Source organism: Amycolatopsis sp. NPDC045836, assembly GCF_056431745.1.
The window spans coordinates 197,768-223,012 of record NZ_JBWKKF010000002.1 but is presented as its reverse complement, the minus strand read 5'-3'; the positions used below and the strand labels follow the sequence as shown (position 1 = coordinate 223,012).

Below are 25,245 nucleotides of genomic sequence, written 5' to 3'. Positions count from 1 at the left end.
GACACCATGACGCTCTTGCTGACCTTCGACGACGGATCCGTGCGGGAGTCCCTGGTCGGAGCCGTCGAGCTGGCTCGCGCGGCCGCCGAGCGGGATGGTGGGGCCGAGCAGGTGGGGGCGCACGCCGGCGTCGAACGTGAGGACGCCGTGTCCGTCACCCACCTGTTCGAGGCCGAGGTGCCCGGTTACCGCGGCTGGCGCTGGTCGGTCACGGTGGCCACCGCGGGTGCGGGCGAGCCGGTGACGGTGAGCGAGGTCGTGCTGCGCCCGGGTCCGGAGGCGCTGACCGCGCCGTCGTGGATCCCGTGGGAGCGCCGCGTCCGCGCCGGCGACCTCGGCGTCGGGGACCTCTTCCCGGCCGACGAGAACGATCCCCGGCTGGCACCGGGTTACCTGGCTTCCGACGACCCGGCGGTGGAGGAGGTGGCCACCGAGGTCGGCCTCGGCCGCGTGCACGTGCTCTCGCGCTACGGCCGCGAGGACGCCGCCACCCGCTGGCACGGCGGTGAGTTCGGCCCCCGCTCGGACATGGCGCGCAGCGCGCCCGCCTCCTGCGGCACCTGCGGTTTCTTCCTGCCGCTGGCCGGTTCGCTGCGAGCCGGGTTCGGTGCCTGCGCCAACGACATCTCCCCGGCCGACGGCCACGTGGTCGACGTGGAGTACGGCTGCGGGGCGCACTCGGAGGTCCGGGTGGAGGTGACCTCGTCGGTGCCGGTGGCCGAGCTGGTCTACGACGATTCCGTGCTGGACACGGCTCCGGCGGAAGAAGAGAATCCTCCGAGTGACAAGTCCGAGTGACCCCTTCGGCACCGAGAGCATTCGCACCCCCGTACTGACCGCCTGGCGAGATTCGCCGACGAGGTTCACCGAGGACACCAACACCGAGCGCGACCTGCGCGTCGGCGGTTACCGCGACCGGTTGTTCGTCGAGCTGGCGCAGAACGCCGCCGACGCGGCCAAGCTGGGCGGGCGGCCCGGCACGCTGCGGGTGTCCATTGTGGATGGCGAACTGCGGGTGGCCAACACCGGTGCGCCGCTGGACGCGCCCGGTGTGGCTTCGCTGGCCTCGCTGCGGGCGTCGGCGAAGGGCGAGGGGCTGATCGGGCGGTTCGGCGTCGGTTTCGCCGCCGTGCTGACCGTGACCGACGAACCGCGGGTGGTGTCGGCCACCGGCGGGGTGCGGTTCTCCGCGGCCAGGACGCGGGCCGAGGCCGGGCGGGACGGTGAGGTGCCGGTGCTGCGGCTGCCGTGGCCGACCGAAGCCACCGAACCGCCGCTGCCGCCGGGGTTCGACACCGAGGTGCGGCTACCGCTTCGGTCCGATGTGGACGGCCCGGCGCTGCTGGCGGAACTGGACTCCGCCGCCGAGGACCTGCTGCTGGCCATGCCGTGGCTGAACCGGGTGGAGCTCGACGGCCGGGTGTGGCTGCGGTCCGAGGTGGCCGGGGCGCTGGTGATCACCGCGCCCGACGGCAAGACCCGGCGCTGGCTGACCCACGGTTCGCTGGACATCGACTGCGTCTGGGCGGTGCAGGTGCTCGCCTCGGGCGAGCCGATCCCGCTGGAGTCGAGCGTGCTGCACGCGCCGACGCCCACCGACGAGCGGCTGTCGCTGCCCGCGCGGCTGATCGCGGCGATCCCGATCGAACCGTCGCGGCGCCGGGTGCTGCCCGGTCCCGGCGTGCGGCCCGCGCTGGAGGCCGCGGCCGCCGCGTACCCGGGGCTGGTGCGGAAGCTGCACGCGGAGTACCGGCCCGCGCTGGTGCCCGCCGCCACCTTCCCGCTGTCCGAAGTGGACACCACGCTGCGGGAGCTGATCACCGCGCGGCTGCGCGAGGACGCCTGGCTCCCGGCGGCCGACGGCGACGACCTGACCGGCGGCCGGGCCAGGGTGCTCTCCGCCGAATCGCCGAAGCTGGTGGAGCTGCTGGCCGAAGCCGTGCCGGGGCTGATCACCCTGTCCGGGCCGCGGGTGCAGCGCGCGCTCGCGCCGGTCGGCGTGGAGCCGATCAGCATCGCGCAGGTCATCGAGCAGATCACCGGCATCTCGCGGGAGCCGTCGTGGTGGCGTTCGGTGTACGACCAGCTGCTGCCGCTGCTGGAGGCGCATTCGGTGGCCGCAGGCGAACTCGGTGGCCTGCCGGTGCCGCTGGTCGACGGCCGCACGCTGCCCGGCCCGCGTGGCTCGCTGCTCTTCGGCGCCGCCGACGACCTGCTGGAACTGCTCGCCGAAGCCGGGATCGGCGGCCTGCGGCTGGTGCACCCCGACGCCGCGCACCCGCTGCTGGAACGGCTGGGCGCCAAGCAGGCCGAGGCGCGTGACCTGCTGGAGTCGCCCGCGCTGCGGGAAGCCGTCGAGCGGGGTGCCGAGGGCACGGACGTGGTGCCGCTGGCCGGGGCCGTGCTGCGGCTGGCCTACGAGGCGCCGGTCGACTGGCTGGGTTCGCTGGTGCTGCCCGCCGAGCACGGCTGGCGCCGCGCCGACGAACTGGTGCTGCCGAGTTCGCCGTTGCTGAAGATCTTCGACCCCGAAGCGATCGGCGAGGACGGCGCGCTCGACGTGCTCGACGCCGACTTCGCCGAGGACTGGCCCGCCGACGTGCTCGCCGGTGCGGGTGTGCTGGACACCTTCGTCCTGCAGGACGATGAGGACGAACCGGAGGTCCGCGACCTCGACCTGGTCGCCGACGACCGCTGGCCCGACGCGCTGCGCCTGCTCGCCGCCCGGCCGAACACCTGGCGCGTGCTGTCGGACCCGCGGAGCCGGACCGCGCGCTGGCTCGCCGTGCACGCCGAACTCGCCGGGCGCGCGCCAGCCGAGTGGCGCATGCCGGACGCGGGCACGCTGGCCGGGCTGTACGACCCGGTGCCGGACGTGGGCCTGCCCGACGAGGTGCTGATCGCCGCCGGGGTGCGCACCACGCTGTCGATCACCGACGCCGACGACGCCGCCGAACTGATGGACCGGCTCGCGGACGACGCGCGCGAAGTTTCGCCGGGCCTGGCGGCGCGGGCGCACACCGTGCTCGCGGACGCCGAGTTCACCGACGATTACGTGCCTTCGCGCGTGCGGGCCCTGGACGGTTCGGTGTGCGACGCCGAAGACGCCGTGGTGCTGGACGTGCCGTGGCCGCTGGGCGTGCTGCCCGCGTCGCGGGTGGTCGCCGCGCTCCCGGGCCCGGACCGGGCGGCCCGGCTGGCCGACCTGCTCGACCTGCCGCTCGCCGGGGATCGGGTCGCCTCCGTGCGCGTGGACAGCGAGGGCGAGCTGATCCCGTGGCGCGAGCTGGCCGCCGTGGTGGTGGTCGCCGATCTGCTCGGGCTGGAGCTGCCCGACGGTGGGGTGCACATGCACGAGGAACTGACCGTCGACTTCGACGGTGAGCCGGTCGCGGTGCCCTGGTGGTCCGACGGCGCCCTGCACGCCGCCGACACCTCGGAGGGCTTGGCGCGAGCCCTCGCCTGGGCGATGAACCGCTGGGACGACCGGCACACCATCACCGCCTTCCTGGACGAACCGACGGCGGAGAGCCTGCACGCCTGAGCGGTCAGGCGGCCAGGATCCGGCCGACGGTTCGCATGCCCAGCGTCAGCGCTTCGCTGCCGCGTTGCCGCATACCCGCCTCGAACCGGGCCACCGCCTCGGTGAGCGTGCTCGTCCCGCCGGCGACGGCGCCGAGCCGGTCGAGCAGGTCGGCGGCGTCGCGGATGGCCACCCCGGCTCCCTGCCCCGCGGTCGGCGGGGTGGCGTGCACGGCGTCGCCGAGTGCGGTGAGGGGACCGGCGGGCCACGGCGCGAGGTCGGCGGCGCTGGTCGAGGCGGCGTGGAAGCGGAACGCGGCCACGGTCTCCGGTGCGGCCCGGCCGACGACCTCCAGCGTGCTCGGCCCAGTCCCGCTCGCGGAAGCGGTCGAGCAGCGCGCCGAGCAACCGTTCCCCGCGCAGCTCCCGCAGCGCCCGGGTTTCCGCTGACTCGGCCAGCATGGCACCCCAGATGTAGGTGGGCCCGGTGGTCACCGACAGCCGCAGTTCGGGGGCGTCCAGCGCGGCGTTGCCGACGGGGTCGAGGAATCCCACGTAGAGCGCACTGGACCGCGGGCCGATGGTGAAGCTCGAACGCGGCCCCAGCCGCTCCCGCTCCCCGGGGCTGAGCTCGGACCGGCGGGTGCGGCCGGAGAACCCGATCAGGCCCGCCGGGTGGTTGGTCGGGCCGCCCGCCAGCCGCGGGGCGATCACCGAATGGGTGCCGTCCGCGCCGACCACGAGCTCGGCCGTGGTGGACGTGCCGTCGGCGAACTCCACCCGGGCCGCGCCGTCGTGGTGACCGGCGCCGGTCACGGTCCGTCCCAGGTGCAGGTCGTCGCCGACGGCTTCGGCCAGCAGCGTGCGCAGGGTGATGCGGTCGACGTCGATGCTGGCGCTGCCGCGCAGGTCCGGCCCGTGCCCGAGCAGCAGGCCGCGGTGGTCCCAGAACGCGTCACGCCGGCGCAGCCGCAGCGCCGACCCCGACGCCAGCAGGCGGCGCACGGTCTCCGGTGGCACCAGGGTGCGCAGCGCCGCCTGAGCCCGTTCGTCCAGCGTGATGTGGTACCCGCCGGTGGCGGTCACCTCGGTGTCGCGGTCGTACACCGCGACCTCGTACCCCCGGTGACGCAGCCCCGCGCCCAGCGCGAGCCCGCCGATCCCGCCGCCGACCACCACGACCCGTCCGTTCTCTTCTCGCATGGGCCGACCCTGGCACCGGTGGTGGCCATCGAACGGCCACCACTCGTCGATGATGGGGGAGTGGCGAGCACCTCACACCGGGCACTGCGGTTGTTGTCCCTGCTGGAGTCGCGACGGCAGTGGCCGCTGCGCGAACTCGCCGACCGGCTCGGCGTCAGCGCGCGCACCGCCCGCCGCGACGTCGAGACCCTGCGCGACCTCGGTTACCGGATCACCACCGTGCACGGGCCCGACGGTGGTTACCGCCTCGGTGCGGGGCACACCCTGCCCCCGCTGCTGTTCGACCACGACCAGGCCCTCGCGGTCGCCGTGGCGTTGCAGACCGCGCCCAGCACCACGTTCGGCCTCGACCACGACGCCGCCCGTGCGCTGTCCACCCTGCACCAGGTCATGCCCGCCGAACTGCGTGCCGCGATGGAAGCCCTGCGCCTGACGCGGTTGCGCAACTACTGGGAATTCCCCGCGCCGCCCATCGACCCGGCCGCGCTCACCGCCGTCGGCACCGCGGCCCGGCACCGGCGGGTCCTCCTCGCCGAGACGCTGCGCCCCGACGGCACCCGCCCCCACCCCGGCGACGAGGACTTCCGGCCCGCCCGCCGGCTCGAGCCCCACCACCTGGTCGTGTGGGCGGGCCGGTGGTACCTGGCCGCCCACCACCCCGACGACGGGGAATGGCGGGTGCACCGCGTCGACCGGCTGCACCCGCGCCCGACCACCCAGCGCTTCCCACTCCGGGAACTCCCCGGCGGGGATCTGGCGCAGTTCGTGATGAGCAGCCACGACCGCGGCGACACCCCGGCACCCTGGCCGTGCACCGGGAGCGCCCGGCTCGGCCTGCCCGCCGGGGTCGTGGCCCGCTGGGCACCGGGCGGCTCGGTCGTCGAACACCTCGACGCCGAGCACAGCAGGCTCACGCTCGGTGCCTGGTCCTGGGCGGGGGTCGCGGGCATCCTCGCCACCTTCGACGCCGCCCTCAGCGACCTGGAACCACCCGAACTCGTCGAGGCTTGCGCACGCCTCGCGCAGCGGTTGACCGGTCCGGGCGGTTGACCGCCTCACTCACCGAGCACGGGCGCCGGCCGCTGGATCACCCACGCCGCGACTCGCTGTCCGTCGCGGTCACGCCGGGCAGCAGGACTTGCCAGGCACGCAGCGGCTCAACCGGCGCGCTGGGCGGCTTTCGAGCCCCGCCGGTAGGCGGAGCGTTGCCAGGTCATGATGCCGAGGCCGACGAAACCGAGGCCGACGCCGGCCACGCAGGTCCACAGCCACACGTCCGAGCCGCTGCCGTTCACCAGTTTGAACACCAGCAGCACGAGGAAGGCCAGCGCCCACAGGCCCGTCCCGGCGACCACCACCGGCCAGAGCGCGGTCCAGCGCTCCGGTAGCTCCGGAGTGTGCTGAAACCCGCTCTTCACCACTCCGGAATTGATCGCGTCGGCCACGTCAGGCAGGGTACCCGGCGTCAGCACCACGGCGGAGGCAGGGAAACCGGATGAAAGACAGCACTGGCGCGGAGCGCTCCGTTGAGGGAGGCGGCGGGCGACGGGCGGGCAGGCTCGACAGCTTCTTCAAGATCAGTGAACGCGGGTCCACGACCGGGCGGGAGATCCGCGGTGGTGTGGTCACCTTCGTCACGATGGCCTACATCGTGGTGCTCAACCCGCTGATCCTCGGCAGCTTCTCCGCCGACGACGCGGGCGCGCACAAGGACGCCTTCGGCAACATCCTGCCGGTCGGCCAGGTCGCCGCGGTCACCGCACTGGTGGCCGGGGTGATGACCATCCTCTTCGGACTGGTGGCGAACTACCCGTTCGCCATCGCCACCGGGCTCGGGGTGAACTCGCTGGTCGCGGTCACCATCGCACCGCAGATGAGCTGGCAGGCGGCGATGGGCCTGGTGGTGGTCAACGGCCTGGTGGTGCTGCTGCTGGTGGTCACCGGTGTGCGCACGATGGTGTTCAACGCCGTGCCGGCCCCGCTCAAGGCCGCCATCGCGGTCGGCATCGGCCTGTTCATCTGCCTGATCGGCCTGGTCGACGCCGGGTTCGTGCGCCGGGTGCCGGACGAGGCGAAGACCACGGTGCCGGTCGGCCTCGGCATCGACGGCTCGATCGCCTCCTGGCCGACCGCGGTCTTCGTCTTCGGCCTGGTGTTCACCGGCATCCTGGTGGCCAGGAACGTGCGTGGCGCCATCCTGATCGGGGTGCTGACCGCCACCGTCGTCTCCATCGCGCTGGAGGCGATCGTCGACGCCGGGCCGTCGGCGGGCACCAATCCGCGTGGCTGGAACCTCGGTTACCCGGGCCTGCCGGACAACGTGCTCGGCGTGCCGGACCTCTCCCTGGTCGGCGAGTTCGACTTCGGCGCCTGGGTGCAGATCCCGGCGATCTCCGCCGCGCTGCTGGTGTTCACCCTGGTGCTGACCGACTTCTTCGACACCATCGGCACGATGACCGGCCTGGGCAAGGAAGCCGGGCTGATCGACAAGGACGGGCAGCTGCCGAACGTCGGCAAGGCGCTGTTCGTCGACAGCGCCGCGGCCATCGCCGGTGGCGCGGCCTCGTCCAGTTCCAACACCGTCTTCGTGGAGTCGGCCTCCGGCATCGCCGAGGGCGCGCGGACCGGGCTGGCGAACGTGGTCACCGGCCTGCTGTTCCTGGTCGCCATGTTCCTCACCCCGCTGTACGAGGTGGTGCCGGTGGAGGCCGCCGCGCCCGCGCTGGTGATCGTCGGCGCGCTGATGATCCGGCAGGTCACCGAGATCGACTTCGGCGACTTCTCCATCGCGCTGCCCGCGTTCCTGACCATCGTGGTGATGCCGTTCACCTACTCGATCGCCAACGGCATCGGCGCCGGTTTCGTCAGCTACGTGCTCATCCAGGCCGCCACCGGCCGGGCCCGCCGGGTGCACCCGCTGATGTGGGTGGTCGCGGTGGCCTTCGTGGTCTACTTCGCGCTCGGGCCGATCCGGGCCGCCCTGGGCTGACCACGGTCGGCTTGCGATCGTGAGGTATGCTAACTATATGCCCGACAGTGCGCAGGACCGCTCGCTCGCGAGCAGGCTGCGGCTGTCCGTCGTCCGGTTGAACCGGCGGCTGCGGGCACAGAGCGCGTCCGAGACGATCTCGCTCACCCAGATCTCGGCGCTGTCCACGCTGCACAAGTGCGGGGCGCTGACCCCCGGGCAGTTGGCGGCCAAGGAGGGCGTGCAGCCCCCGTCGATGACCAGGGTGATCGCGGCGCTGGAGGAGCTGGGGTACGTCGAACGGCGGCCGCACCCCACCGATGGCAGGCAGGCCATCGTGGAGTTGTCGGAGACCGGGCTGGCCTACATCCGGCAGACCATCTCCGCGCGGGAAGCCTGGCTGGACGCGCAGTTGGCCGAACTGAGCGGCGAGGAGCGCGCGGTGCTCTCCGAAGCCGCCGAGATCATCGACAGGATGGCGGGGAACTAACAGCGGTGCCGAGGAACCTGGGTAGCGAAGCCGAGTCCACTCCCACGACGACAGCTACCCGGGAAGCGGTTCCCCTTCCCGCGCCCCCGCCGAAGCGGGCGGGCACGTTCAGCTCGCTGAAGGTCCGCAACTACCGGCTGTTCTTCACCGGCCAGGTGATCTCCAACATCGGCACCTGGATGCAGCGCATCGCCCAGGACTGGCTGGTGTTCACCCTCAGCGGCAACAACCCGGTCGCCCTCGGCATCGCGGTCGGCCTGCAGTTCGTGCCGATCCTGTTCCTCTCGCTGTGGGCCGGGGTGCTCGCCGACCGCGCCGACAAGCGCAAGCTGCTGATCGGCGTGCAGGCCGTGGCCGGCACGCAGGCGCTGGTGCTCGGCATCCTGGACGTCACCGGTGTGGTCGAGATGTGGCACGTGTTCGTGCTGTGCTTCGTGCTCGGCTGCGTGGCCGCGATCGAGGTGCCGACCAGGCAGTCGTTCGTGGCCGAGATGGTCGGGCGCGAGCAGGTGGCCAACGCGGTCGCGCTGAACTCCACGATCTTCAACATGGCGCGCATCGTCGGGCCCGCCATCGCCGGTTTTGTCATCGTCTGGGTCGGCACCGGCTGGCTGTTCCTGGCGAACGCGGTGAGCACGCTGGCCGTGCTCGCCGGCCTGCTGCTGATGAACCCGGACAAGCTGTTCCGCGGCCCCCGCGTGGAGCGCGCCAAGGGGCAGTTGCGCGAGGGCCTGCGTTACGTGCGGCGGCGGTCCGACCTGATGACGGTGATGGTGCTGGTCTTCTTCGTCAGCACCTTCGGCATCACCTTCTTCACCTCGCTGGCGATCGTGGCCGCGAACGTGTTCGGCACCGAGGCCGACGGGTACGGCCTGCTGTCCACGCTGCTGGCCGTCGGCACCTTCACCGGGGCGCTGATGTCGGCGCGCCGGGGATCACGCGGGCGCCCGCGTGTGCGGGTGCTGCTGCTCTCCGCGCTGGCGCTCGGCCTGCTGGAGGTCGCCACCGGGTACATGCCCACCTACCTCGCCTTCGGCATCGCGCTGATCCCGCTCGGGTACGCCACCATCACCTTCCTGAACACGGCGAACGCGCTGGTGCAGACCGCGGTCAGCCCGCAGATGCGGGGCCGGGTGATGGGGTTGTACGTGCTGGTGCTGGTCGGCGGCAACCCGATCGGCGCGCCGATGACCGGCTGGCTGGCCGAGGCGTTCGGCGGGCGGTCGCCGTTCGTCATCGGGGGCGCGGTGTCGGCGCTGGCCGCGGTGGTCTGCGCGGTGATCCTGATCCGCCGGGGCGGGGTCAGCCTGCCCCGGCGCCGGTTCCCCGGACTGCGGGTGCTGGACCGGCGCGCTTAGCGAACGCGTAGCGCCGGGCTGTTTGCTCCTCCCGACCCCCAGGACCAGGAGGAAACATGCAGCTCAGCAAGTTCGGCCGGGCGGTGGTCTTCGCCGCCGCGCTGGCCTTCGCGACCACCGGCACGGTGACGGCTTCGGCCGAGCAGGTGCCCGCCGACCTGTACAGCGAGATCACCGCGGCCGACATCGCCGACCCGACCGCCCTGCTCGGCCCGGAAGCCGACGGCGGCTTCGAGGCGGCCCAGACCGCCAACGGCGCGATCAACTGGTTCAAGAACCGCGAGGGCAGCACCGCCTACCAGGGCTACTGCGAGCGCGCGGTGCGCCTGGCCTGGAACCGCAGCACGCACCACGCGAGCGCGATCGCGCACTGGCGCTCCTCCGACGGCGTCCGGCGCACCACCGGCACCCCGCCGCGCGGCGCCTTCGTCTTCTGGAACATCTCGCAGTACGGACACGTGGGCTTGGCCGACGGCAGCGGTGGAGTCTGGGCCACCAGCGTCAACGGCAAGATCGGCCACGCCCGCCAGGGCTACTTCGCCAACTACCTCGGCTGGAAGCCGGGCAACTCGAACTAGGGGGTGCTCGGGAGGTGTCCTGCGTGGCGGTGCGGGTAGCGGTGCGGGCTGGCGGCCCACGGCAAGCGGCTCCGCCACTTGGAACCGACCCTTGCGCCGACGAATCAGGTTAGGCTAACCTCATGCACGTCCGCTTCGTGGTGGGAGCGGCAGTCAGTTCGGGAACGAGCGAGGCCCTGTGACCGGGAACCCCGGGAGCAGGGCCTCGTTCACGCCCGGGGTACCCGGTCCAGCTCGACGCCGAACCGGGTCCGGTACTCGGCCAGGATCGCGGTGTCGTCCTCCAGTGTCTCCTCGGTGCGCACCCCGTCGAGGGTGCGGATCAGCCGATCACCGGAAAGGGTGAACCGGCCGGCGTCCGTGCGCAGGGAGCAGTTCGGCTGCCGGGTGAACGCCGACTCCGGCGAAGTGGTGGTCCAGTAGCAGCTCGGCCCCAGGTCGGCGAGCCGCAGCGGCAGCGGGTCGGCGCGGTAGACGGGGGTGCCGTCGTGCCGGACGTCGAACTGCCCGGTCGGCAACGCGGTCACCGAGAACACCCCGTCGTCGTCGTGCTGCTCGCCGGGTTCGCACAGGCGCAGCGGCTCTCTGGCGAACCGCCCGAAACCGACGTCCACCAGCCACGGCTCGGCCAGGTCCACCCGCAGCGCCAGATGCGCCAGCTTCGGGTACAGGTCGCCGTCCGCGGTGAAGGTGGCCGCGCCGAGCAGGGTCACCTCGAAGCCGAGGTCCCGCAGGAGCAGGGCGAAGGCGCCGTTCAGCTCGTAGCAGATGCCGCCGCGGTGGCGGTGCACGATCTTGTCCACAACGGACTCTTCGGTCAGCGTGATCGGCACGCCGAGGTGGATGTCGAGGTTCTCGAACGGCACGGTGGCCAGGTGCGCGCGCTGCAGCAGGCGCAGGCCGGCCAGGTCGGCGGCGGGGCGCTCGGTCAGGCCGATCCGTCTCAGGTAGGCGTCCATGCGCCCAGCCTGCCCGCTCCGGCCCGGGGCGGGTCAACAAGAACGGGGCCCTCCGGTGGAGAGCCCCGTTGTCGTCGAGCGGTCGCTCAGGAGAGCAGCAGGCCGTTGCCGCCGGCCACGGCGTTGTCGAACCGCTTGCTGATCTCGGCCCAGTTGAACACGTTCCACAGCGCCTTGACGTAGTCCGGCTTCACGTTCTTGTAGTCCAGGTAGAACGCGTGCTCCCAGACGTCGACCAGCAGGATCGGCGTGGTCGGCAGGATCAGGTTGTTGTGGTGGTCCCGCAGCTGCTGGGTGATCAGCGTCTTGCCGATCGGGTCCCAGGAGAGCGCGCCCCAGCCGTTGCCCTGGATGGTGGTGGACACGGCGGTGAACTGCGCCTTGAACTTGTCGAACGAGCCGAACGCCTCGTCGATCGCGGCGGCCAGCTCGCCGGTCGGCTTGTCGCCGCCTTCCGGCGACAGGATCTTCCACCAGACCACGTGGTTGGCGTGGCCCGCCAGGTTGAAGGCCAGCGTGGTCTCGAGCCCGACGATGGAGCCGAAGTCGTCGGCTTCACGGGCGGCCGCGAGCTTGTCCAGCGTGTCGTTCGCGCCCTTGACGTAGGTCGCGTGGTGCTTGCTGTGGTGCAGCTCGTTGATCTCGCCGGAGATGTGCGGGGCGAGGGCGCCGTAGTCGTAGTCGAGGTCGGGAAGTTCGTAGCGGGCCATCGGCCCTCCTTCTGTGTTCGACGCAGGTGTCTTGCGCTGTCAAACCTAGTGCCATTCACCAGGTCGGGGCGAGCTGGGGCCGTCCGCTGGGACAACGCCGCTCCGGTGGCAGCGCCTTTCGCCGACCACCGTCCTACCTCCAGCTAGGTGGAGGTCAACGCACTGTGATCAGGCTGACTCCAGACCGGTCGATTCGGCCAGGTCGGCGAGCACGGCGATGTTGAGTTCGAAGGCCAGCAGCGTCTCGTCGATGATCCGCCGCCGCTCGTCGACGCCCCACGGCGCCGCGTCGAGCAGGGCGCGGTAGCGCTTGCGGAAGGCGCTCGGGCTGCCCGCGCGCTCGAAGTCGTAGAACAGCGCGCCGGGGCCGGTGACGTCGTAGGTCTTCTTCAGCAGCGCGCGCACCACCTGGCCACCGGCGAGGTCGCCGAGGTAACGCGTGTAGTGGTGGGCCACGTACCCGCCGGGCCAGTCGGTCATCCGGCCGAGCCGGGTGACGTAGGTCTCGGTGGCCGGGACCGGTTCGATCCGGTTGGCCCAGTCGTCGCCGATCAGGAAGGCCAGGTCGGCTTCGAGCGCGGGCAGCCGCCGCAGCTCGTCGATGACGAAGTCGCCGCCCACCGGGTCGCCCACCATGGCGTCGGTGACCCGCTCCAGCGCGCGGTAGATGAAGTAGTACTGGGCCGCGAGCAGGCCGTAGCCCGCCAGGCTCAGCGACCCGCTGAGCAGCGCGTCCATGTAGCTGGAGTGGTGCGCGCGCTCGTGCACGGCCTTGGTCGAGTGGCGGAGGGATTCGGAGAACGGGCGCAGGGCCAGCTCCTCGGTCACCGGTGCAGCCATCGGACACGCCCTCCTGACGATCTGACAACCTGTCAGAAAGAGCCTAGACGATGTTGGTCGGTAAGGCGACCCTTACTTGCTGGTTTTGACCCCCACCGCGCGCAGGATGAACCGCACCGCCCCGGCGATCGCGGCGTCCAGCTGCTCGGGCGGCACGTCGATGACCTGGCGGCTGGCCAGCGCGGAGGTGATCATCGGGATGAGCAGGTCCGGGTCCTCCTCCGGCAGCCTGCCCGCCGCCATGCCGTCGGTGAGGATGGTGCGCAGCCGGTCGGTGATCGGGTCGGCGTGCGCGGCGATGCGGCGGTAGGAGGCCGGGCCGAGCGTGGTGGCCAGCGCGCTGCCGGGCGGCAGGTGGTACTCGGCCAGCGCACGCAGCTGCAGCCGGACGAACACGGCCAGCTGGTCCACCGGGTCACCGGCCGCGTCCACCGCGGCCGCCAGGCGCCGCACGTACTGCGCCGCCTCCTCCTCGACGAAGGCGACCAGCAGGCTTTCCTTGTCCGGGAAGTGGTTGTACATCGCGGTGCGGCCCAGTTCGGCCTCGGCGGCCACCCCGGCCAGCGTGATGGCGTCGAAGCCGCGCTCGTAGAGCTGGTTGCGCAGGGCGGTGAACACCCGCGCGCGCACCTGCTCGCGGTGGGCGGTCAGCGAGCCACCGATGATCTTGGGCATCCGCACCTCCCTGGTGCGGATCAGTTTATCGCGACGGCGGCTAGTCCACGGGCCACGTGTGCACCGGTTCCTCGGTCTGCGCCAGGTCGAGGTAGCGGGCCAGCATGCCGGCCAGCGCGGTCTCCCGGTCGGCGCCGCGCGCCTGGGCCCGCTGCACCTGCTCGCGCTGCCAGGTGGCGCCGGTCCGGCGGGTCAGGCAGCGCTGCTCGATGATGCCGAGGTAGCGCTCTCTGGCCACATCGGACACTTCGGACTGCCGCAGCCCGTCGTGCGCGAGCGGGAGCAGCACGCGCAGCACCAGTTCGTCCGGCGGGATCCAGCCGATGCCCGGCCAGTACAGCTGCGCGTCGAAGCCGCTGCGGGCGCCCGCGTACAGGTTCTCCTCGGCGGCCTGGAAGGACATCTGCGTCCAGATCGGGCGTTCGGCCTCGGCCAGTGCGCGCTGGGCGCCGTAGAAGAACGCCGCGTTGGCCATCGTGTCGAGCACCGTCGGCCCGGCGGGCAGCACCCGGTTCTCCACCCGCAGGTGGGGTTTTCCGTCGACCACGTCGTAGACCGGCCGGTTCCAGCGCCACACCGTGCCGTTGTGCAGCCGCAACTCGGTCAGCTTCGGCGCCTGTCCGGACTCCAGCGCCTCCATCGGGTCCTCGGCGTCGGTTTCCGGCAGCAGCCCGGGGAAGTAGCGGACGTTCTCCTCGAACAGGTCGAAGATCGAGTTGATCCAGCGCTCGCCGAACCAGACCCGCGGCCGCACGCCCTGGTTCTTCAGCTCCTCCGGCCGCGTGTCGGTGGCCTGCAGGAACAACGGGATGCGGGTCTCGTGCCAGAGCGCCTTGCCCAGCAGGAACGGCGAGTTCGCGCCGAGCGCCACCTGCACCCCGGCCAGGCACTGCGCGGCGTTCCAGTGCGGGGCGAACTCCTCCGGCGCCACCTGCAGGTGCAGCTGGACCGAGGTGCACGCGGCCTCGGGCAGGATCGATTCGGCGTAGCTGCGCAGGCGTTCGGCCTGCTGTCCGGGCAACGCCGAACCCTCCATCGCCAGCACGATCTGCTCCCCGCGGGCGGCGAAGATCTGATCGTTCAGCAGGGAGTACCTGGCGCTCGGGGTGAGCCACTTCTCGTCGAAGTGGTCGTGCGTCAGCGTCGGCAGGATGCCGATCGGCGCCAGGTGCGACTCCTTCTCGCGGGCCTTCGCCGCGGCCCGGCCGAGGTAGGAGCGCAGCTCGTCTTCCAGTTCCAGCGCGGAATCCCCGGCCAGCAGGCGCGGCGGCACGTTCAGCTCGATGTTGTGCTGCCCGAGTTCGGTGGTGAACGACGGGTCGTCCAGCGCCTCCAGCACCGCGGCGTTCGTCATCGCCGGCCGCATCTTCCCGTCCACCAGGTTCAGCTCGACCTCGAGGCCGATGTGCTTGCGGGGAAAGGAAAAGCTCCCGTCCGAGAGCATTCGCGCGAGCGTGTCCAAGCAACGCTGGACCTTGCGCCGGTAGCGCCCGCGATCACGCGGATTGAACGGGTCCGCTGACACGTCCTTGCCCATGCCCATCCCTGTTCTTTCCGGCCGAGGCCGCCCGAGTGCGTGTGAATGCCAGGCCCGGCGGCAACCGTTGCACAGCTCCTACAGATGAGCTAGGCCCAAACTGGTGCTGTGAGTTACCTTTCCTTAACTATCCGCGATAATCATCCGTTTGCACTAGACCACGAGCTGTCGTTCGGCCCACCGGGTCGTCCGATGACCGGATGGCAGACTCGGCGGGTGGCCCACACCATTCACCTTCATGACCCGGCAGATCCCCGATTGGACGATTTCCGAAACCTCTCCACCGCGGATCGGCGCCCGGATCGGCCCGGCGGCAGGGGTTTTGTGATCGCCGAAGGCACCGTCGTGGTGCGCCGGCTGCTGGCTTCGGCGTACCCGGTGCGGGCGTTGCTCGGTGTTCAGCGCCGAATCGAGGAGTTGACCGCGGATCTGGCGCCGGTGGACGCGCCGGTGTACATCACACCCGCGCAGACGATGGCCGACGTGGTGGGTTTCCACCTCAACCGCGGGGTGCTCGCGGTCGCCGACCGGGCACCGCAGCCGGACGCGCGGGAACTCGTCGCGGCGGCGCGGACCCTGGCCGTGCTCGAAGGCGTCGGCGACCACGAGAACCTGGGCTCGCTGTTCCGCAACGCCGCCGCGCTCGGCATCGACGGGGTGCTGCTCGGGCCGGGCTGCGCGGATCCGCTGTACCGCCGCAGCGTCCGGGTGTCGATGGGCAACGTGCTGCGGGTGCCGTTCGCGCGGCTGGAACCGTGGCCGGACGGGCTCGGCCTGCTGCGCGCGCACGGGTTCCGCGTCGCCGCGCTGACCCCGCGGCCGGATGCGGTGGACCTGCGTGAGCTGCGGGCTTCGGCGGGTGAGCGGGTGGCGGTGCTGGTCGGCTCCGAGGGGCCGGGGCTGACCGCGGCCGCGCTGGCCGCGGCGGACCTGGCGGTGCGGATCCCGATGGCGGGCGGCGTCGACTCGCTCAACGTGGCCACCGCCGCCGCCGTCGCGTTCTACGAACTCGGTGGCGCTCGGTAGGTTTGGGCCAGGGGCTGGACGGAGATCGGGAGGCTGGCGGGTGGAGTTGCGGGTCCTTGGCGAACGCGCGGTGCTGGGCGAGGAGGTCGATCCGCACCACGTGGCGATCGGCGCCGACCTCGCCGACGCGCTGCACGAGTGGGCCAGGGTCGCCGCCGCCGTCCGCCGCTCGACCGCCGACCGGGAGGCCGCGGCGGTGGTCTCGCAGCGCGGGCGGCAACTGGCCGGGCGGGTGGCGGAGGTGATGGGCACCCCGGTCTACTACATCGACCCGGTGACCGACGCCGGTTCGGTGATAACTCCTCCGGAAGCGCCGGTCCGGAAACCGCCCCGGCCACCGGAGCCGACACCCTGGGCGACGGGGTTGACGGTGGCGGCTTTTGTGGCGGTCGTGGTTTTTGTCGCGATGCTCGCGCTGGCGCGGACACTGGCGGCGGAAACCAGTGGGTTGCTGGCTTTTGCCGCGGCGGTGCTGGTCACCGCGGGGTTGGCGCCGTCGTTGTGGTTGGGGCGGAAGCTGCCGATCCTGCGGTGGGTCGTGCTGGGGGCGGCTGGGGGGCTGGCGTTTTCGTGGATCGGGGTGGTGGCGGTGGTTCTTGGGTGAAGTGCTTGGGGAGCACCACCCCGAAGTTTCGTTGTGACGGCGGCTGGGAATCAGCGGTCGTTTTCGCCCTGGTCGTTGGTGGCCCGATCGTCTTCTTCTTCGTCTTCTCGGTCCTCTTCTGGGGTCACCAGATCTCGGATGCCGCCGGTGTAGCCGCCGCCGACGGGGCCGTCGGCGGCGGGGTCCAGTGGGGCGTCTTCGGGATCGGTCAACGCTAGCCGCGCGAGGAGCGCACGCCCAGCAGGACGTCTTCCCAGGCGGGCACGGCCGGGCGCGCCTTCTTGCCCTTGGCCGGGCGCGGGGTGGCTGGGGCGGATCTGGCGGCCTCCACCTGCTCCTCGACCCCGGGCAGCGCCAGCCCACCGTCGCCCGCGACGGCCTCTTCGACGACCGGTGGTTCGGCTGCGGTCTCCTCCTCGGAGGTGGCCGCGACGGGCTCCCGCTCCTCCTCCACGGCCGCGGGCGCGGCCGGAGCGGGGGCCGGGGGCTTGCCGAGGGCGTCCACCGCGCGCAGCGAGCGGTAGGCGTTCGGGTCCATCAGCGCCTGGGCGTTCTCGTCCAGCGCGGTGACGGTGCCGCCGTGCGCACCCGGTGCGAAGCACCAGTGCGCCCGGTTGTCCGAGCGGCCGGTCTGCCAGTTCAGGCCGACCACCCACTTGCCGTCCTCGCCCTTCCACGAGTCCCAGCTGGCGCCGGTGTAGTCCTGGCCGAACACGCCGAACGCGTACGACACCACCTCACCGAGGGTCTGCACGTCCGGGCCGTCCTCGCGCACCGGGTGCGCCGCCTGCGCCATCTCCGCCGTGCGCGAGCGCTCCAGCAGCACCGGGTAGGCGAACCGCTCCACCCGCGCCACCGGGATGCCCCCGCTGTTGGCTACCTGTTCGACGGATTCCCCGGCCCGGATCCTGGCCTGGATCTCGCGTGGACGCATCTGGCTCTCCAGCTCGATTTCGATCTGCCCCAGTCGCGTGATGTCACCGCGGGCAGCCGCCCGCAGGCGCTCGTCGGCGGGCAGCAGGAAGCGCTCACCGCGGGCCGTGTCTTCGCACACGATGGACCGGCCGTCCTCGTGCAGCCCGACCACCCTCAGCGCTCGCACCTTCCTCGCCTCCTCGCCGCTCTCCACTCCGTCAAACCGTGGCCGAAATCCGCCAGTCCTGTCCAGCACGAGGAACACTCGTGTGGGTGTCCAGGCTACTTCGGCGCGTCGGCTTGACGCGGTAGGCGCGCCGATGCTCAACCCATCCGTTCGACTTCTTCCGCTGATCTTGCCGAAGTCCGGCCGCCTTCGCTCGCCGACACGCGGAGTGATCGCTCATCTCGACTCCGGTAACCAGACCCCGGCCACCAGCCGGGGGCCCGAGCGGGCGGCGGCTCGTGTTGGATGTCCGGGTGACGCGCAGGATCGAAGCCGGGCACCCGAGCCGCCGCACGCTGGCCGCGCTGGTGGCCGTCGAACTGGTGCTGCTGGCCGTGGTGCTGGTGTGGAAGCGGCTGGACGGGCTCGACCTGGACGTCTACCGGATCGGCGCGGAGGCCTTCTTCACCAGCGGTGATCCGTACGGCCCGCTGCCGCCCACCCGCAACGGCACCTGGCTGCCGTTCACCTACCCGCCGTTCGCCGCCATCGCCTTCGCGCCGCTGCTGGTGGTCCCGCTGGACGTGGCGCTGGTGGCGCTCACCGTGGTCGGGGTGCTCGCGCTCGGCGTGGTGATCGCCTTCTCGCTCGCCGAGTACCAGCCGAAGCTGCTCGCCGCCGGCGCCGCCGCGCTGGCCGTGCAGGCGGTCGCGCTGCTCAGCGAGCCGGTGCGCGCCACGCTCGGCTTCGGCCAGGTCAACCTGGTGCTGATGCTGCTGGTCGCGGTCGACCTGCTGGCCACCCGCCGGTCACGGGGGGTGCTGCTCGGCGTGGCCGCGGCGGTCAAGCTGACCCCGGCCGCGTTCGTGCTGGTGTTCCTGCTGGAGAGGGACTTCAGGGCGACCGCGCGGGCGGCGGTGGCGTTCGCCGGGTGCGCGCTGGCCGCCTGGCTGGTCTCGCCGTCGGCCTCGGTGCACTACTGGACGGAACTGGTGTTCGCCGGGGAGCGGATCGGGGACCCGGGGTACATCGGCAACCAGTCGCTGCGCGGCGTGGTCGCGCGCTTCGGCTTCGGCGCGGGCACGCAGACGGTGGTCTGGGCGGTCGCGGTGGTCGTGGTGCTGGCGCTGACCGCGCTGGTGGTGCGGCGGGCCCTGGCCGGTGGTCGACGGGTGCTCGCGATGTCGGCGTGCGCGCTGGGTGCGCTGCTGGTGTCGCCGGTGTCCTGGACGCACCACTGGGTGTGGAGCGGCCCGATCGTCGGCCTGCTGGTGCTGCTGGCGGTGCGGGACGCCGACCGCGTGCGCCGGGCGGTGCTGCTGGCGGTGGCCGCGCTGTCGGTGTACGTGTTCGTGGACAGTCCTTTGTGGAATCACCGGGACGTGTGGCCGCTGCGGGAGAGCTACGTGCTGGTCGGCGCGCTGCTGCTGGCCGCGGTCGCGCACGTGGCTCGAAGTTGTCGGACCGCGCGGGCAGAATGACGGCATGCTGCCAACCACCGAGTTCGCCCTCCTGCGCCGCATCGCCACGGAGCAGGCCGTCAATCGCGCGCCCTCCCTGGTCGCGGCCGTCGTCCGCGACGGCGAGATCGCCTGGTCGGGGGCGCGGGGCGCGGTCGGTGACCAGGCGCCGGACGAGGACACCCAGTACCGCCTCGGCTCGATCACCAAGTCGATCGTGGCCACCGAGGTGCTGCGCCTGCGGGACGAGGGCAAGCTCGACCTGACCGACGCGCTGGACAAGCACGTGCCGGGCACCGCGCTCGGCGGCCAGACCATCGCGCAGCTGCTCTCGCACACCGGCGGCGTCACCGCCGAATCACCCGGTTCGTGGTGGGAGCGCAGCCCGGGTGCCGATTTCGCCGCGCTCGACGCCAGCCTCGGCGCCGAGCAGATCAAGCTGCGCCCCGGCGCCCGGTTCCACTACTCCAACGTCGGGTACGGCCTGCTCGGCGAGCTGATCGCCCGGTTGCGCGGCACCAGCTGGCTGGACGCCCTGCGCACCGGCATCCTCACCCCGCTCGGCATGACCAGGACCACCCCCCACCCCGAGGGCAAGCACGCCGAGGGCTGGGCCGTGCACCCGTTCGCCGACGTGCTGCTGCCCGAGCCGTCGCCGGACGCCGGGGCGATGGCGCCCGCCGGTCAGCTCTGGTCCACCGTGCGCGACCTGGCCACCTGGACGGCGTTCGTCGGCGGGCGCACCGGTGAGGTGCTGCGGCCGGAGACCGTCGCCGAGATGCGGGAGATGGCCACCGTCGACGACGGTGACGCCTGGAGCTCCGGCTACGGCCTCGGGTTCCAGGTGCTGCGGCACAACGGGCGGCGGCTGGCCGGGCACACCGGTTCCATGCCGGGCTTCCTGGCCGTCGCGTTGATCGACCCGGCCACCCAGACGGGTGCGCTGGCGCTGGCGAACTCGACGGCGGGCCTGTCGATCATGTCGGTGGCGCTGGACCTGATCGCCATCGCCGACGAGTACGAGCCGAAGCTGCCCGCCGAGTGGCGCCCGTCCGAGGTGGCGCCCGAGCTGCTGGCGCTGACCGGGCTCTGGCACTGGGGGCCGAGCCCGTACCACCTGCGCGTGCTGCCCGGTGGCTGGCTGGACCTGAGCCCGGCGAACGGGGCCGGTCGCGCGTCGCGGTTCCGCCCGCAGCCGGACGGCACCTGGGTCGGCCTCGACGGGTACTACGCCGGTGAGACGCTGCGGGTGGGGAAGGGGGACGACGGCACCGTCACCCACCTCGACGTCAACACCTTCGTGTTCACCCGTACCCCGTACGACGCGGCGGCTCCGGTGCCCGGCGGGGTGGACCCGCGTGGCTGGCGGATCGAGTGAGAGACTGCGCACATGACCGACGTCGCAGCGTTGACCATTCCGGAAGACCTCAAGCCCGCTGACGGCCGCTTCGGTTGCGGACCGTCCAAGGTGCGCACCGAGCAGCTGGCCAACCTGGCCTCCGCCGGGGCGGCGCTGATGGGCACCTCCCACCGCCAGAAGCCGGTCAAGTCACTGGTCGGCCGGGTGCGCGCGGGGCTGGGCGAGCTGTTCTCGCTGCCCGAGGGCTACGAGGTGGTGCTGGGCAACGGCGGTACCACGGCGTTCTGGGACGCGGCCGCCTTCGGCCTGGTCCGCGAGCGCGCGTTGCACTTCACCTACGGCGAGTTCTCCTCGAAGTTCGCCACGGTGACCAAGGGCGCGCCGTTCCTGGCCGACCCGATCGTGGTCAAGTCCGACCCGGGCACCGCGCCGGAGATCGCCTACCAGGCCGGGGCGGACCTGGTCGGCTGGGCGCACAACGAGACCTCGACCGGCGTCGCCGTGCCGGTGCGCCGCCCGGAGGGCAGCGACGGCGCCCTGATCGCGGTCGACGCCACCTCGGGTGCCGGTGGGCTGCCGGTCAAGGCCGAGGACTTCGACGTCTACTACTTCGCCCCGCAGAAGTCCTTCGCCTCCGACGGCGGCCTCTGGCTCGCCCTGATGTCGCCGGCCGCGATCGAGCGGGTCGGCGAAATCGGCGGCTCGGACCGGTGGGTGCCGGAGTTCCTGTCGCTGCCCACGGCGCTGGACAACTCGCGCAAGGACCAGACGTACAACACCCCGGCGGTGGCCACGCTGTTCCTGCTGGCCGACCAGATCGAGTGGATGCTGGGCAACGGCGGTCTGGAGTGGACCACGTCGCGCACTGCGGAGTCGTCCACCCGGCTGTACCAGTGGGCGGAGAAGACCTCGTACACCACCCCGTTCGTGACCGACCCGGCGCTGCGCTCGCAGGTCGTCGGCACCGTCGACTTCACCGACGAGGTGGACGCCTCCGCGGTGGCGAAGGTCCTGCGGGCCAACGGCATCGTCGACGTCGAGCCGTACCGGAAACTGGGGCGGAACCAGCTGCGCGTCGGGATGTTCCCGGCCATCGACCCGGACGACATCACGAAGCTCACGCAAGCCATCGAATGGACCGTCGACCGCCTCGCGTGATTCGCCGGAGGCTCACGGGGGTGGCTTTCGTGCCACACCCGTGAGCCCTTCGTCGCTCTCGGCGCCCAGCGAAACCGGCTGCCACCCTCGGCCCCCGGAGGCGACCCGGGCTACCCGACCCAGGGAACCACCCACATCCCCCGCCCCACCCCGATCCGCAGCCAAAACCCGGTCTTCGCCGTAGTCACACTAGAAAAGCGGGGTGGCCCCGACCACAACCCGCCATCACAGCAACCCCATCCCCATCGCCGTGGTCACCGCCGCCGTTCGATCCGAGACATCCAGCTTCCCGAACACCCGCAGCAAGTGCGTCTTCACCGTGGCCTCGCTGATGTGCAGCAACCGCCCGATCTCCGAGTTCGTGTGCCCCCGCCCGACCAACCGCAGGACCTCGACCTCCCGCGGCGAAAGGCCAGGAGAAGACGGCGTCCGCACCTGCTTGACCAGCCGCCCCGCCACCGACGGCGCCAGCACCGTCTCACCCCGCGCAGCCGCCCGGATCGCCCCCGCCAGCTCCGCCCGCGAAGCGTCCTTCAGCAGGTAACCCGCGGCCCCCGCCTCCACCGCACGCAGGATGTCGGCGTCCGTCTCGTACGTGGTCAGCACGACCACCCGCCGGGACGGGTCGGCGCGCAGGATCTGCCGCGTCGCCCCGACGCCGTCGAGGCCCGGCATGCGCAGGTCCATCAGGATCACGTCCGGCGCCTTGACCCGGTTCAGCGCCACCGCCTCGTCGCCCGAACCCGCCTCCCCGACCACCGTCAGGTCCGGCTCGTTGTCGAGCATGCCGCGCAACCCCTCCCGCACCACGGGATGGTCGTCGACCAGCAGGATCCGGATCACGCGGGCACCTCCACCACCAACTCGGTTCCCCCGGATTCTCCGCTGTGGACGGTAAGGCAGCCGCCGACCTCGCGGGCCCGCGCCCGCATCCCGGCCAGGCCGTAGCCGACATTCGCCGCGTCGAAGCCGACGCCGTCGTCCTGCACCACCAACCGCACCGATCCGTCCACAACGGACAGAGCCACCGAAACGTTGGTGGCGTGCGCGTGCCGCCGCGTGTTGTGCAGTGCCTCCTGGGTGGCCCGCAGCAACACGACTTCCGCCGCGGTCGGCAGTTTCGGCAACGCACCGTCGACCCGGCACGAGACCACGAGCGAGGTCTCGGCCGCCAACCGCTCCGCCTGCCGTCGCACGGCATCGGCCAGCGAACCCGCGGCGAGCGCGGACGGCGTCAGGGCCGCCACCATGGAACGCGCTTCGTCGAGGTTCTCGCGCGCCGTCCGCGCGGTCAGCTCCAGGTGCCGCCGCGCCGCCGCCGGATCGGTGTCCAGTTCGGACTCGATGGCCTGCACCAGCGCCACGATACTGGTGAACCCCTGCGCGAGCGTGTCGTGGATCTCCCTGGCCAGCCGCTCGCGTTCGGCGGCCGTCCCCGCTTCGTGCGACAGCCGCGCGACCTCGGACCGGCTCGCCGCGAGCCGTTCGATCAGGATCGCCTGGTCCTCCTTCTGCTGCGCGATGCGGTGGATGAACAACCCCAGCATCAACGCCAGCGCGCAGAAGATCACCCCGGCCGGGATCGTGGTGGCCAGCTGCTCGGTGAAGTCGCCTTCGTAGCTCAGCGACAGCATGCCCGGCACAAAACTCACCAGCACCACCACCGGCACCGAGGCACGCAGCGGCAGCAGCCAGAACACCTGCGAGATGACCGACGGCGTGATCCAGGCGGCGGTCGGCACCAGCAGCAGCGCGCCGAAGAAGCAGCCCAGCACCCCGGTCACGGCGACGGCGCCGATCCCCACCGCGACCTCACCCGCCGACCGGGCCAGGTACCGGTGGCCGAACCACCAGTACCAGCCGAACCCGGCCAGCAGCAGCGCCGAGGCACCGATCCGCTCCGGCACCGGCTGCTCGTCCTGCAGGTGCACCGCGATCAGCGTGGCCACCAGCGCGAACAGGTAGAACAGCTCCCAGTACCGCAGCAGCTTCAGTTCGACCGGTTGCTCCAGCGGAAGGTCAGCAGGCACAGCACCAGCCCCGCCGCGCACCACGCGCCCAGCACCCCCGCCGTCAGGCCCAGTTCCCATTTCCCCGCCAATTCGTACGCCGCCAGTTCGTCCGGCAGGAACACCGAGCGTAAGCCCTGGCAGATCCACTTCACCGGGAACAACGACGACACCGCCGTCATCGCGGACGGCAGCTCCGAGATCATCACGAACACCCCGGAGGTGAACTGCAGCCCGAGGAAGACGATCTGGCTGGCCGCCGACGCCCCGTTCACGCCCTTGGCCACCGCGCTGACCGCGATGCCGAGCATGCCGCAGCCGATCACGCCGAGGGTGAACACCCAGAACAGGGTGAACCAGTCCACCGGGTCCGACGGCAACCGCACGTCGAACAGCACCGTGCCGACCACCAGCATCACGATCACCTCGGCCAGGCTCGCCACCGCGACCAGGATCAGCTTGCCGATGAAGTAGCTGGTCGCGGGCATCGGGGTGCCGCGGAGGCGCTTCAGCGTGCCGTCCTCGCGGTCCAGCGCGACGCCGGTGCCCATGGTGACGAACGAGGTGGAGATGATCCCGGCGCCGACCATGCTGGCCGCGAAGACCTGGCTGGAGGTGATCGACGTGCCCGGCAGCGTCTCGCCGAAGATCGAGCCGAGCAGGACCAGCAGGAACGCGGGCAGCGAGAAGGTGAAGACGACGAATTCCCGCTGCCGGAAGAACTGCCGCAGTTCGGCGGCTCCCCTGGCCAGCCCGATCGACAGCGTGCTCGGCAGCGCGACCGCGGTCATGACCGCGGCCCGATCAGCTCGAGGTAGGTGTCCTCCAGGCTGGGCCGCGTCACGGTCAGCCCCGCCAGCTCCCCACCCCCAGCGGAGAGCCGGCGGACCAGCGCGGTCGGCGTCGCCGTGCGGCGTTCCTGCGGGCCGCTGCCGTCCTCCCAGCGCACGGTCGCTTCGGCGCCGGCCCGCCCGCCCAGCGTCGCCGGGGTGCCTTCGGCGACGATCCGCCCGCGCGCGATCACCGCGACGCGGTCCGCCAGCGCCTCGGCTTCGTCGAGGTAGTGGGTGGTGAGCAGGATCGTCGTGCCGTCGAGCGCGAGCAGCCGGATCAGCTCCCAGAACTGCCTGCGGGCCTCCGGGTCGAAGCCGGTGGTCGGTTCGTCGAGGAAGAGCAGTTCGGGGCGGCCGATGATGCCGAGCGCCACGTCCAGCCGCCGCCGCTGCCCGCCGGAGAGCGACTTGACCCGGGTGCCCGCCTTCTCGGTCAGCCCGACCTGCTTGATCACCTCGTCGGCGTCCCGCGGCCGCGGGTAGTAGCGCGCGAAGTGCCGCACCGACTCGGCGACGGTCAGCTCGGCCGCGTCGGTCGCGGTCTGCAGCACCACGCCGAGCCGCGCCCGCCAGGTCCGGTCACCGCGTGCCGGGTCGACGCCGAGCACGCTGACCTCGCCCGCCGTCCGGCGGCGGTGCCCCTCCAGGATCTCCACCGTGGTCGTCTTGCCCGCCCCGTTCGGCCCGAGCAGCGCGAAGACCTCGCCCTGCTCGATGTCCAGGTCGAGGCCGTCGACGGCCGTGTGGCCCGGGTACTCCTTGCGCAATCCGCGCACTTGAACCGCAACTCCCATGGCGTTCAGCCTGGTCGACGGCGGGCGCGGGCGGGACGACCGGCGGGTGGAACGCGGTTGTCCGCCGATCGGTGGACAGC

The 25,245-nt window shown here is 71.9% G+C and carries 25 protein-coding genes and 1 pseudogene; 12 read left to right on the top strand and 14 right to left on the bottom strand.

What is annotated here, in order from left to right; all coding sequences use genetic code 11:
• Window positions 1-6: 6 nt before the first annotated feature.
• Together AC07EG_RS03815 and AC07EG_RS03810 are read left to right on the top strand one after the other, a co-directional pair.
• Window positions 7-798 carry a DUF3027 domain-containing protein gene (locus AC07EG_RS03815; protein WP_478251465.1) on the top strand — a complete coding sequence of 264 codons (792 nt, stop codon included), beginning with the start codon at window positions 7-9 and terminating at the stop codon, window positions 796-798.
• The gene (locus AC07EG_RS03810; RefSeq protein WP_478251464.1) at window positions 782-3,544 is read left to right on the top strand and encodes a sacsin N-terminal ATP-binding-like domain-containing protein; all 2,763 of its coding nucleotides are present in this window, start codon (window positions 782-784) and stop codon (window positions 3,542-3,544) included. The genes AC07EG_RS03815 and AC07EG_RS03810 overlap by 17 nt, the downstream gene beginning before the upstream one ends.
• 4 nt (window positions 3,545-3,548) lie before the next feature.
• Here the strand turns inward: AC07EG_RS03810 and AC07EG_RS03805 are convergent, their stop codons facing one another.
• Window positions 3,549-3,845: an FAD-dependent oxidoreductase gene (locus tag AC07EG_RS03805; protein ID WP_478251463.1), complete on the bottom strand. Its 297-nt coding sequence runs from the start codon at window positions 3,843-3,845 to the stop codon at window positions 3,549-3,551.
• A gap of 802 nt (window positions 3,846-4,647) precedes the next feature.
• Window positions 4,648-4,725, bottom strand: a pseudogene (locus tag AC07EG_RS03800) (hypothetical protein); the annotation flags it as partial.
• Window positions 4,726-4,743: 18 nt separating this feature from the next.
• Here AC07EG_RS03800 and AC07EG_RS03795 point away from each other — a divergent pair.
• Window positions 4,744-5,775, top strand: a complete 1,032-nt coding sequence (locus AC07EG_RS03795; protein WP_478251756.1) for a helix-turn-helix transcriptional regulator — start codon at window positions 4,744-4,746, stop codon at window positions 5,773-5,775.
• A 107-nt stretch (window positions 5,776-5,882) separates the two neighbouring features.
• On the opposite strand, the gene AC07EG_RS03790 is transcribed toward AC07EG_RS03795, so the two are convergent.
• On the bottom strand, window positions 5,883-6,170 hold the full coding sequence (locus AC07EG_RS03790) for a DUF2530 domain-containing protein (RefSeq protein ID WP_478251462.1): 288 nt from the start codon (window positions 6,168-6,170) through the stop codon (window positions 5,883-5,885).
• A gap of 50 nt (window positions 6,171-6,220) precedes the next feature.
• On the opposite strand from AC07EG_RS03790, the gene AC07EG_RS03785 reads away from it, so the two are divergent.
• Genes AC07EG_RS03785 through AC07EG_RS03770 form a run of 4 tightly spaced genes read left to right on the top strand, consistent with a single transcriptional unit; the run spans window position 6,221 to window position 10,119 of the window.
• Window positions 6,221-7,714 carry an NCS2 family permease gene (locus tag AC07EG_RS03785; protein ID WP_478251461.1) on the top strand — a complete coding sequence of 498 codons (1,494 nt, stop codon included), beginning with the start codon at window positions 6,221-6,223 and terminating at the stop codon, window positions 7,712-7,714.
• Between the two features lie 37 nt (window positions 7,715-7,751).
• Window positions 7,752-8,183 carry a MarR family winged helix-turn-helix transcriptional regulator gene (locus AC07EG_RS03780; RefSeq protein WP_478251460.1) on the top strand — a complete coding sequence of 144 codons (432 nt, stop codon included), beginning with the start codon at window positions 7,752-7,754 and terminating at the stop codon, window positions 8,181-8,183.
• A 5-nt stretch (window positions 8,184-8,188) separates the two neighbouring features.
• The gene (locus AC07EG_RS03775) at window positions 8,189-9,541 is read left to right on the top strand and encodes an MFS transporter (protein ID WP_478251459.1); all 1,353 of its coding nucleotides are present in this window, start codon (window positions 8,189-8,191) and stop codon (window positions 9,539-9,541) included.
• 56 nt (window positions 9,542-9,597) lie between these two features.
• Window positions 9,598-10,119 carry a hypothetical protein gene (locus tag AC07EG_RS03770; protein ID WP_478251458.1) on the top strand — a complete coding sequence of 174 codons (522 nt, stop codon included), beginning with the start codon at window positions 9,598-9,600 and terminating at the stop codon, window positions 10,117-10,119.
• Window positions 10,120-10,328: 209 nt separating this feature from the next.
• Here AC07EG_RS03770 and AC07EG_RS03765 read toward each other — a convergent pair whose 3' ends face one another.
• From AC07EG_RS03765 to AC07EG_RS03745, 5 genes are all read right to left on the bottom strand, one after another.
• Window positions 10,329-11,078 (bottom strand): arylamine N-acetyltransferase family protein, encoded by a 750-nt coding sequence (locus AC07EG_RS03765; protein WP_478251457.1) that lies wholly within the window; start codon window positions 11,076-11,078, stop codon window positions 10,329-10,331.
• An 86-nt stretch (window positions 11,079-11,164) separates the two neighbouring features.
• Window positions 11,165-11,788, bottom strand: coding sequence for a superoxide dismutase (locus AC07EG_RS03760; RefSeq protein WP_478251456.1), 624 nt, complete (start codon window positions 11,786-11,788; stop codon window positions 11,165-11,167).
• Window positions 11,789-11,956: 168 nt separating this feature from the next.
• Window positions 11,957-12,628 carry a biliverdin-producing heme oxygenase gene (locus tag AC07EG_RS03755; protein WP_478251455.1) on the bottom strand — a complete coding sequence of 224 codons (672 nt, stop codon included), beginning with the start codon at window positions 12,626-12,628 and terminating at the stop codon, window positions 11,957-11,959.
• Window positions 12,629-12,700: 72 nt separating this feature from the next.
• Window positions 12,701-13,303: a TetR/AcrR family transcriptional regulator gene (locus AC07EG_RS03750; RefSeq protein ID WP_478251454.1), complete on the bottom strand. Its 603-nt coding sequence runs from the start codon at window positions 13,301-13,303 to the stop codon at window positions 12,701-12,703.
• Between the two features lie 40 nt (window positions 13,304-13,343).
• Entirely contained in the window at window positions 13,344-14,840 is a 1,497-nt protein-coding gene (locus tag AC07EG_RS03745) for a glutamate-cysteine ligase family protein (RefSeq protein ID WP_478251453.1), read from the bottom strand.
• A 192-nt stretch (window positions 14,841-15,032) separates the two neighbouring features.
• Here AC07EG_RS03745 and AC07EG_RS03740 point away from each other — a divergent pair, with 192 nt between their 5' ends.
• Both AC07EG_RS03740 and AC07EG_RS03735 read left to right on the top strand, forming a co-directional pair.
• Entirely contained in the window at window positions 15,033-15,866 is an 834-nt protein-coding gene (locus AC07EG_RS03740) for a TrmH family RNA methyltransferase (protein WP_478251452.1), read from the top strand.
• Between the two features lie 40 nt (window positions 15,867-15,906).
• A complete protein-coding gene (locus AC07EG_RS03735; protein WP_478251451.1) occupies window positions 15,907-16,470 on the top strand; it encodes a DUF2537 domain-containing protein in 564 nt (187 codons plus the stop codon).
• Window positions 16,471-16,520: 50 nt separating this feature from the next.
• On the opposite strand, the gene AC07EG_RS03730 is transcribed toward AC07EG_RS03735, so the two are convergent.
• Together AC07EG_RS03730 and sepH are read right to left on the bottom strand one after the other, a co-directional pair.
• Complete coding sequence (locus AC07EG_RS03730) at window positions 16,521-16,682, bottom strand: hypothetical protein (protein WP_478251450.1); 162 nt, start codon at window positions 16,680-16,682, stop codon at window positions 16,521-16,523.
• 2 nt (window positions 16,683-16,684) lie between these two features.
• Entirely contained in the window at window positions 16,685-17,572 is an 888-nt protein-coding gene (gene sepH / locus AC07EG_RS03725) for a septation protein SepH (RefSeq protein WP_478251449.1), read from the bottom strand.
• Window positions 17,573-17,865: 293 nt separating this feature from the next.
• Here sepH and AC07EG_RS03720 point away from each other — a divergent pair, with 293 nt between their 5' ends.
• The 3 genes from AC07EG_RS03720 to serC are packed head-to-tail and all read left to right on the top strand — an operon-like array spanning window position 17,866 to window position 21,529.
• Complete coding sequence (locus tag AC07EG_RS03720) at window positions 17,866-19,032, top strand: glycosyltransferase 87 family protein (RefSeq protein ID WP_478251448.1); 1,167 nt, start codon at window positions 17,866-17,868, stop codon at window positions 19,030-19,032.
• A gap of 4 nt (window positions 19,033-19,036) precedes the next feature.
• Window positions 19,037-20,389: a serine hydrolase domain-containing protein gene (locus tag AC07EG_RS03715; RefSeq protein WP_478251447.1), complete on the top strand. Its 1,353-nt coding sequence runs from the start codon at window positions 19,037-19,039 to the stop codon at window positions 20,387-20,389.
• A 12-nt stretch (window positions 20,390-20,401) separates the two neighbouring features.
• Entirely contained in the window at window positions 20,402-21,529 is a 1,128-nt protein-coding gene (gene serC, locus AC07EG_RS03710) for a phosphoserine transaminase (RefSeq protein ID WP_478251446.1), read from the top strand.
• A 225-nt stretch (window positions 21,530-21,754) separates the two neighbouring features.
• Here serC and AC07EG_RS03705 read toward each other — a convergent pair whose 3' ends face one another.
• The 4 genes from AC07EG_RS03705 to AC07EG_RS03690 are packed head-to-tail and all read right to left on the bottom strand — an operon-like array spanning window position 21,755 to window position 25,165.
• Entirely contained in the window at window positions 21,755-22,372 is a 618-nt protein-coding gene (locus tag AC07EG_RS03705; protein ID WP_478251445.1) for a response regulator transcription factor, read from the bottom strand.
• Complete coding sequence (locus AC07EG_RS03700; protein ID WP_478251444.1) at window positions 22,369-23,559, bottom strand: sensor histidine kinase; 1,191 nt, start codon at window positions 23,557-23,559, stop codon at window positions 22,369-22,371. The genes AC07EG_RS03705 and AC07EG_RS03700 overlap by 4 nt, the downstream gene beginning before the upstream one ends.
• Window positions 23,520-24,329 (bottom strand): ABC transporter permease, encoded by an 810-nt coding sequence (locus tag AC07EG_RS03695; RefSeq protein ID WP_478251443.1) that lies wholly within the window; start codon window positions 24,327-24,329, stop codon window positions 23,520-23,522. The genes AC07EG_RS03700 and AC07EG_RS03695 overlap by 40 nt, the downstream gene beginning before the upstream one ends.
• Window positions 24,326-25,165 (bottom strand): ABC transporter ATP-binding protein, encoded by an 840-nt coding sequence (locus AC07EG_RS03690; RefSeq protein WP_478251442.1) that lies wholly within the window; start codon window positions 25,163-25,165, stop codon window positions 24,326-24,328. Before AC07EG_RS03690 ends, AC07EG_RS03695 begins: the two co-directional genes overlap by 4 nt.
• Between the last annotated feature and the right edge of the window lie 80 nt (window positions 25,166-25,245).

Excerpts from the sequence above, each read along its gene's own strand:
- AC07EG_RS03815 (WP_478251465.1), top strand. The coding sequence starts at position 7 with ATGACGCTCTTGCTGACCTTCGACGACGGATCCGTGCGGGAGTCCCTG.
- AC07EG_RS03785 (WP_478251461.1), top strand. The coding sequence starts at position 6,221 with ATGAAAGACAGCACTGGCGCGGAGCGCTCCGTTGAGGGAGGCGGCGGG.
- AC07EG_RS03780 (WP_478251460.1), top strand. The coding sequence starts at position 7,752 with ATGCCCGACAGTGCGCAGGACCGCTCGCTCGCGAGCAGGCTGCGGCTG.
- AC07EG_RS03770 (WP_478251458.1), top strand. The coding sequence starts at position 9,598 with ATGCAGCTCAGCAAGTTCGGCCGGGCGGTGGTCTTCGCCGCCGCGCTG.
- AC07EG_RS03765 (WP_478251457.1), bottom strand. The coding sequence starts at position 11,078 with ATGGACGCCTACCTGAGACGGATCGGCCTGACCGAGCGCCCCGCCGCC.
- AC07EG_RS03760 (WP_478251456.1), bottom strand. The coding sequence starts at position 11,788 with ATGGCCCGCTACGAACTTCCCGACCTCGACTACGACTACGGCGCCCTC.
- AC07EG_RS03755 (WP_478251455.1), bottom strand. The coding sequence starts at position 12,628 with ATGGCTGCACCGGTGACCGAGGAGCTGGCCCTGCGCCCGTTCTCCGAA.
- AC07EG_RS03750 (WP_478251454.1), bottom strand. The coding sequence starts at position 13,303 with ATGCCCAAGATCATCGGTGGCTCGCTGACCGCCCACCGCGAGCAGGTG.
- AC07EG_RS03745 (WP_478251453.1), bottom strand. The coding sequence starts at position 14,840 with ATGGGCAAGGACGTGTCAGCGGACCCGTTCAATCCGCGTGATCGCGGG.
- AC07EG_RS03740 (WP_478251452.1), top strand. The coding sequence starts at position 15,033 with ATGACCGGATGGCAGACTCGGCGGGTGGCCCACACCATTCACCTTCAT.
- AC07EG_RS03715 (WP_478251447.1), top strand. The coding sequence starts at position 19,037 with ATGCTGCCAACCACCGAGTTCGCCCTCCTGCGCCGCATCGCCACGGAG.
- serC (WP_478251446.1), top strand. The coding sequence starts at position 20,402 with ATGACCGACGTCGCAGCGTTGACCATTCCGGAAGACCTCAAGCCCGCT.
- AC07EG_RS03695 (WP_478251443.1), bottom strand. The coding sequence starts at position 24,329 with ATGACCGCGGTCGCGCTGCCGAGCACGCTGTCGATCGGGCTGGCCAGG.
- AC07EG_RS03690 (WP_478251442.1), bottom strand. The coding sequence starts at position 25,165 with ATGGGAGTTGCGGTTCAAGTGCGCGGATTGCGCAAGGAGTACCCGGGC.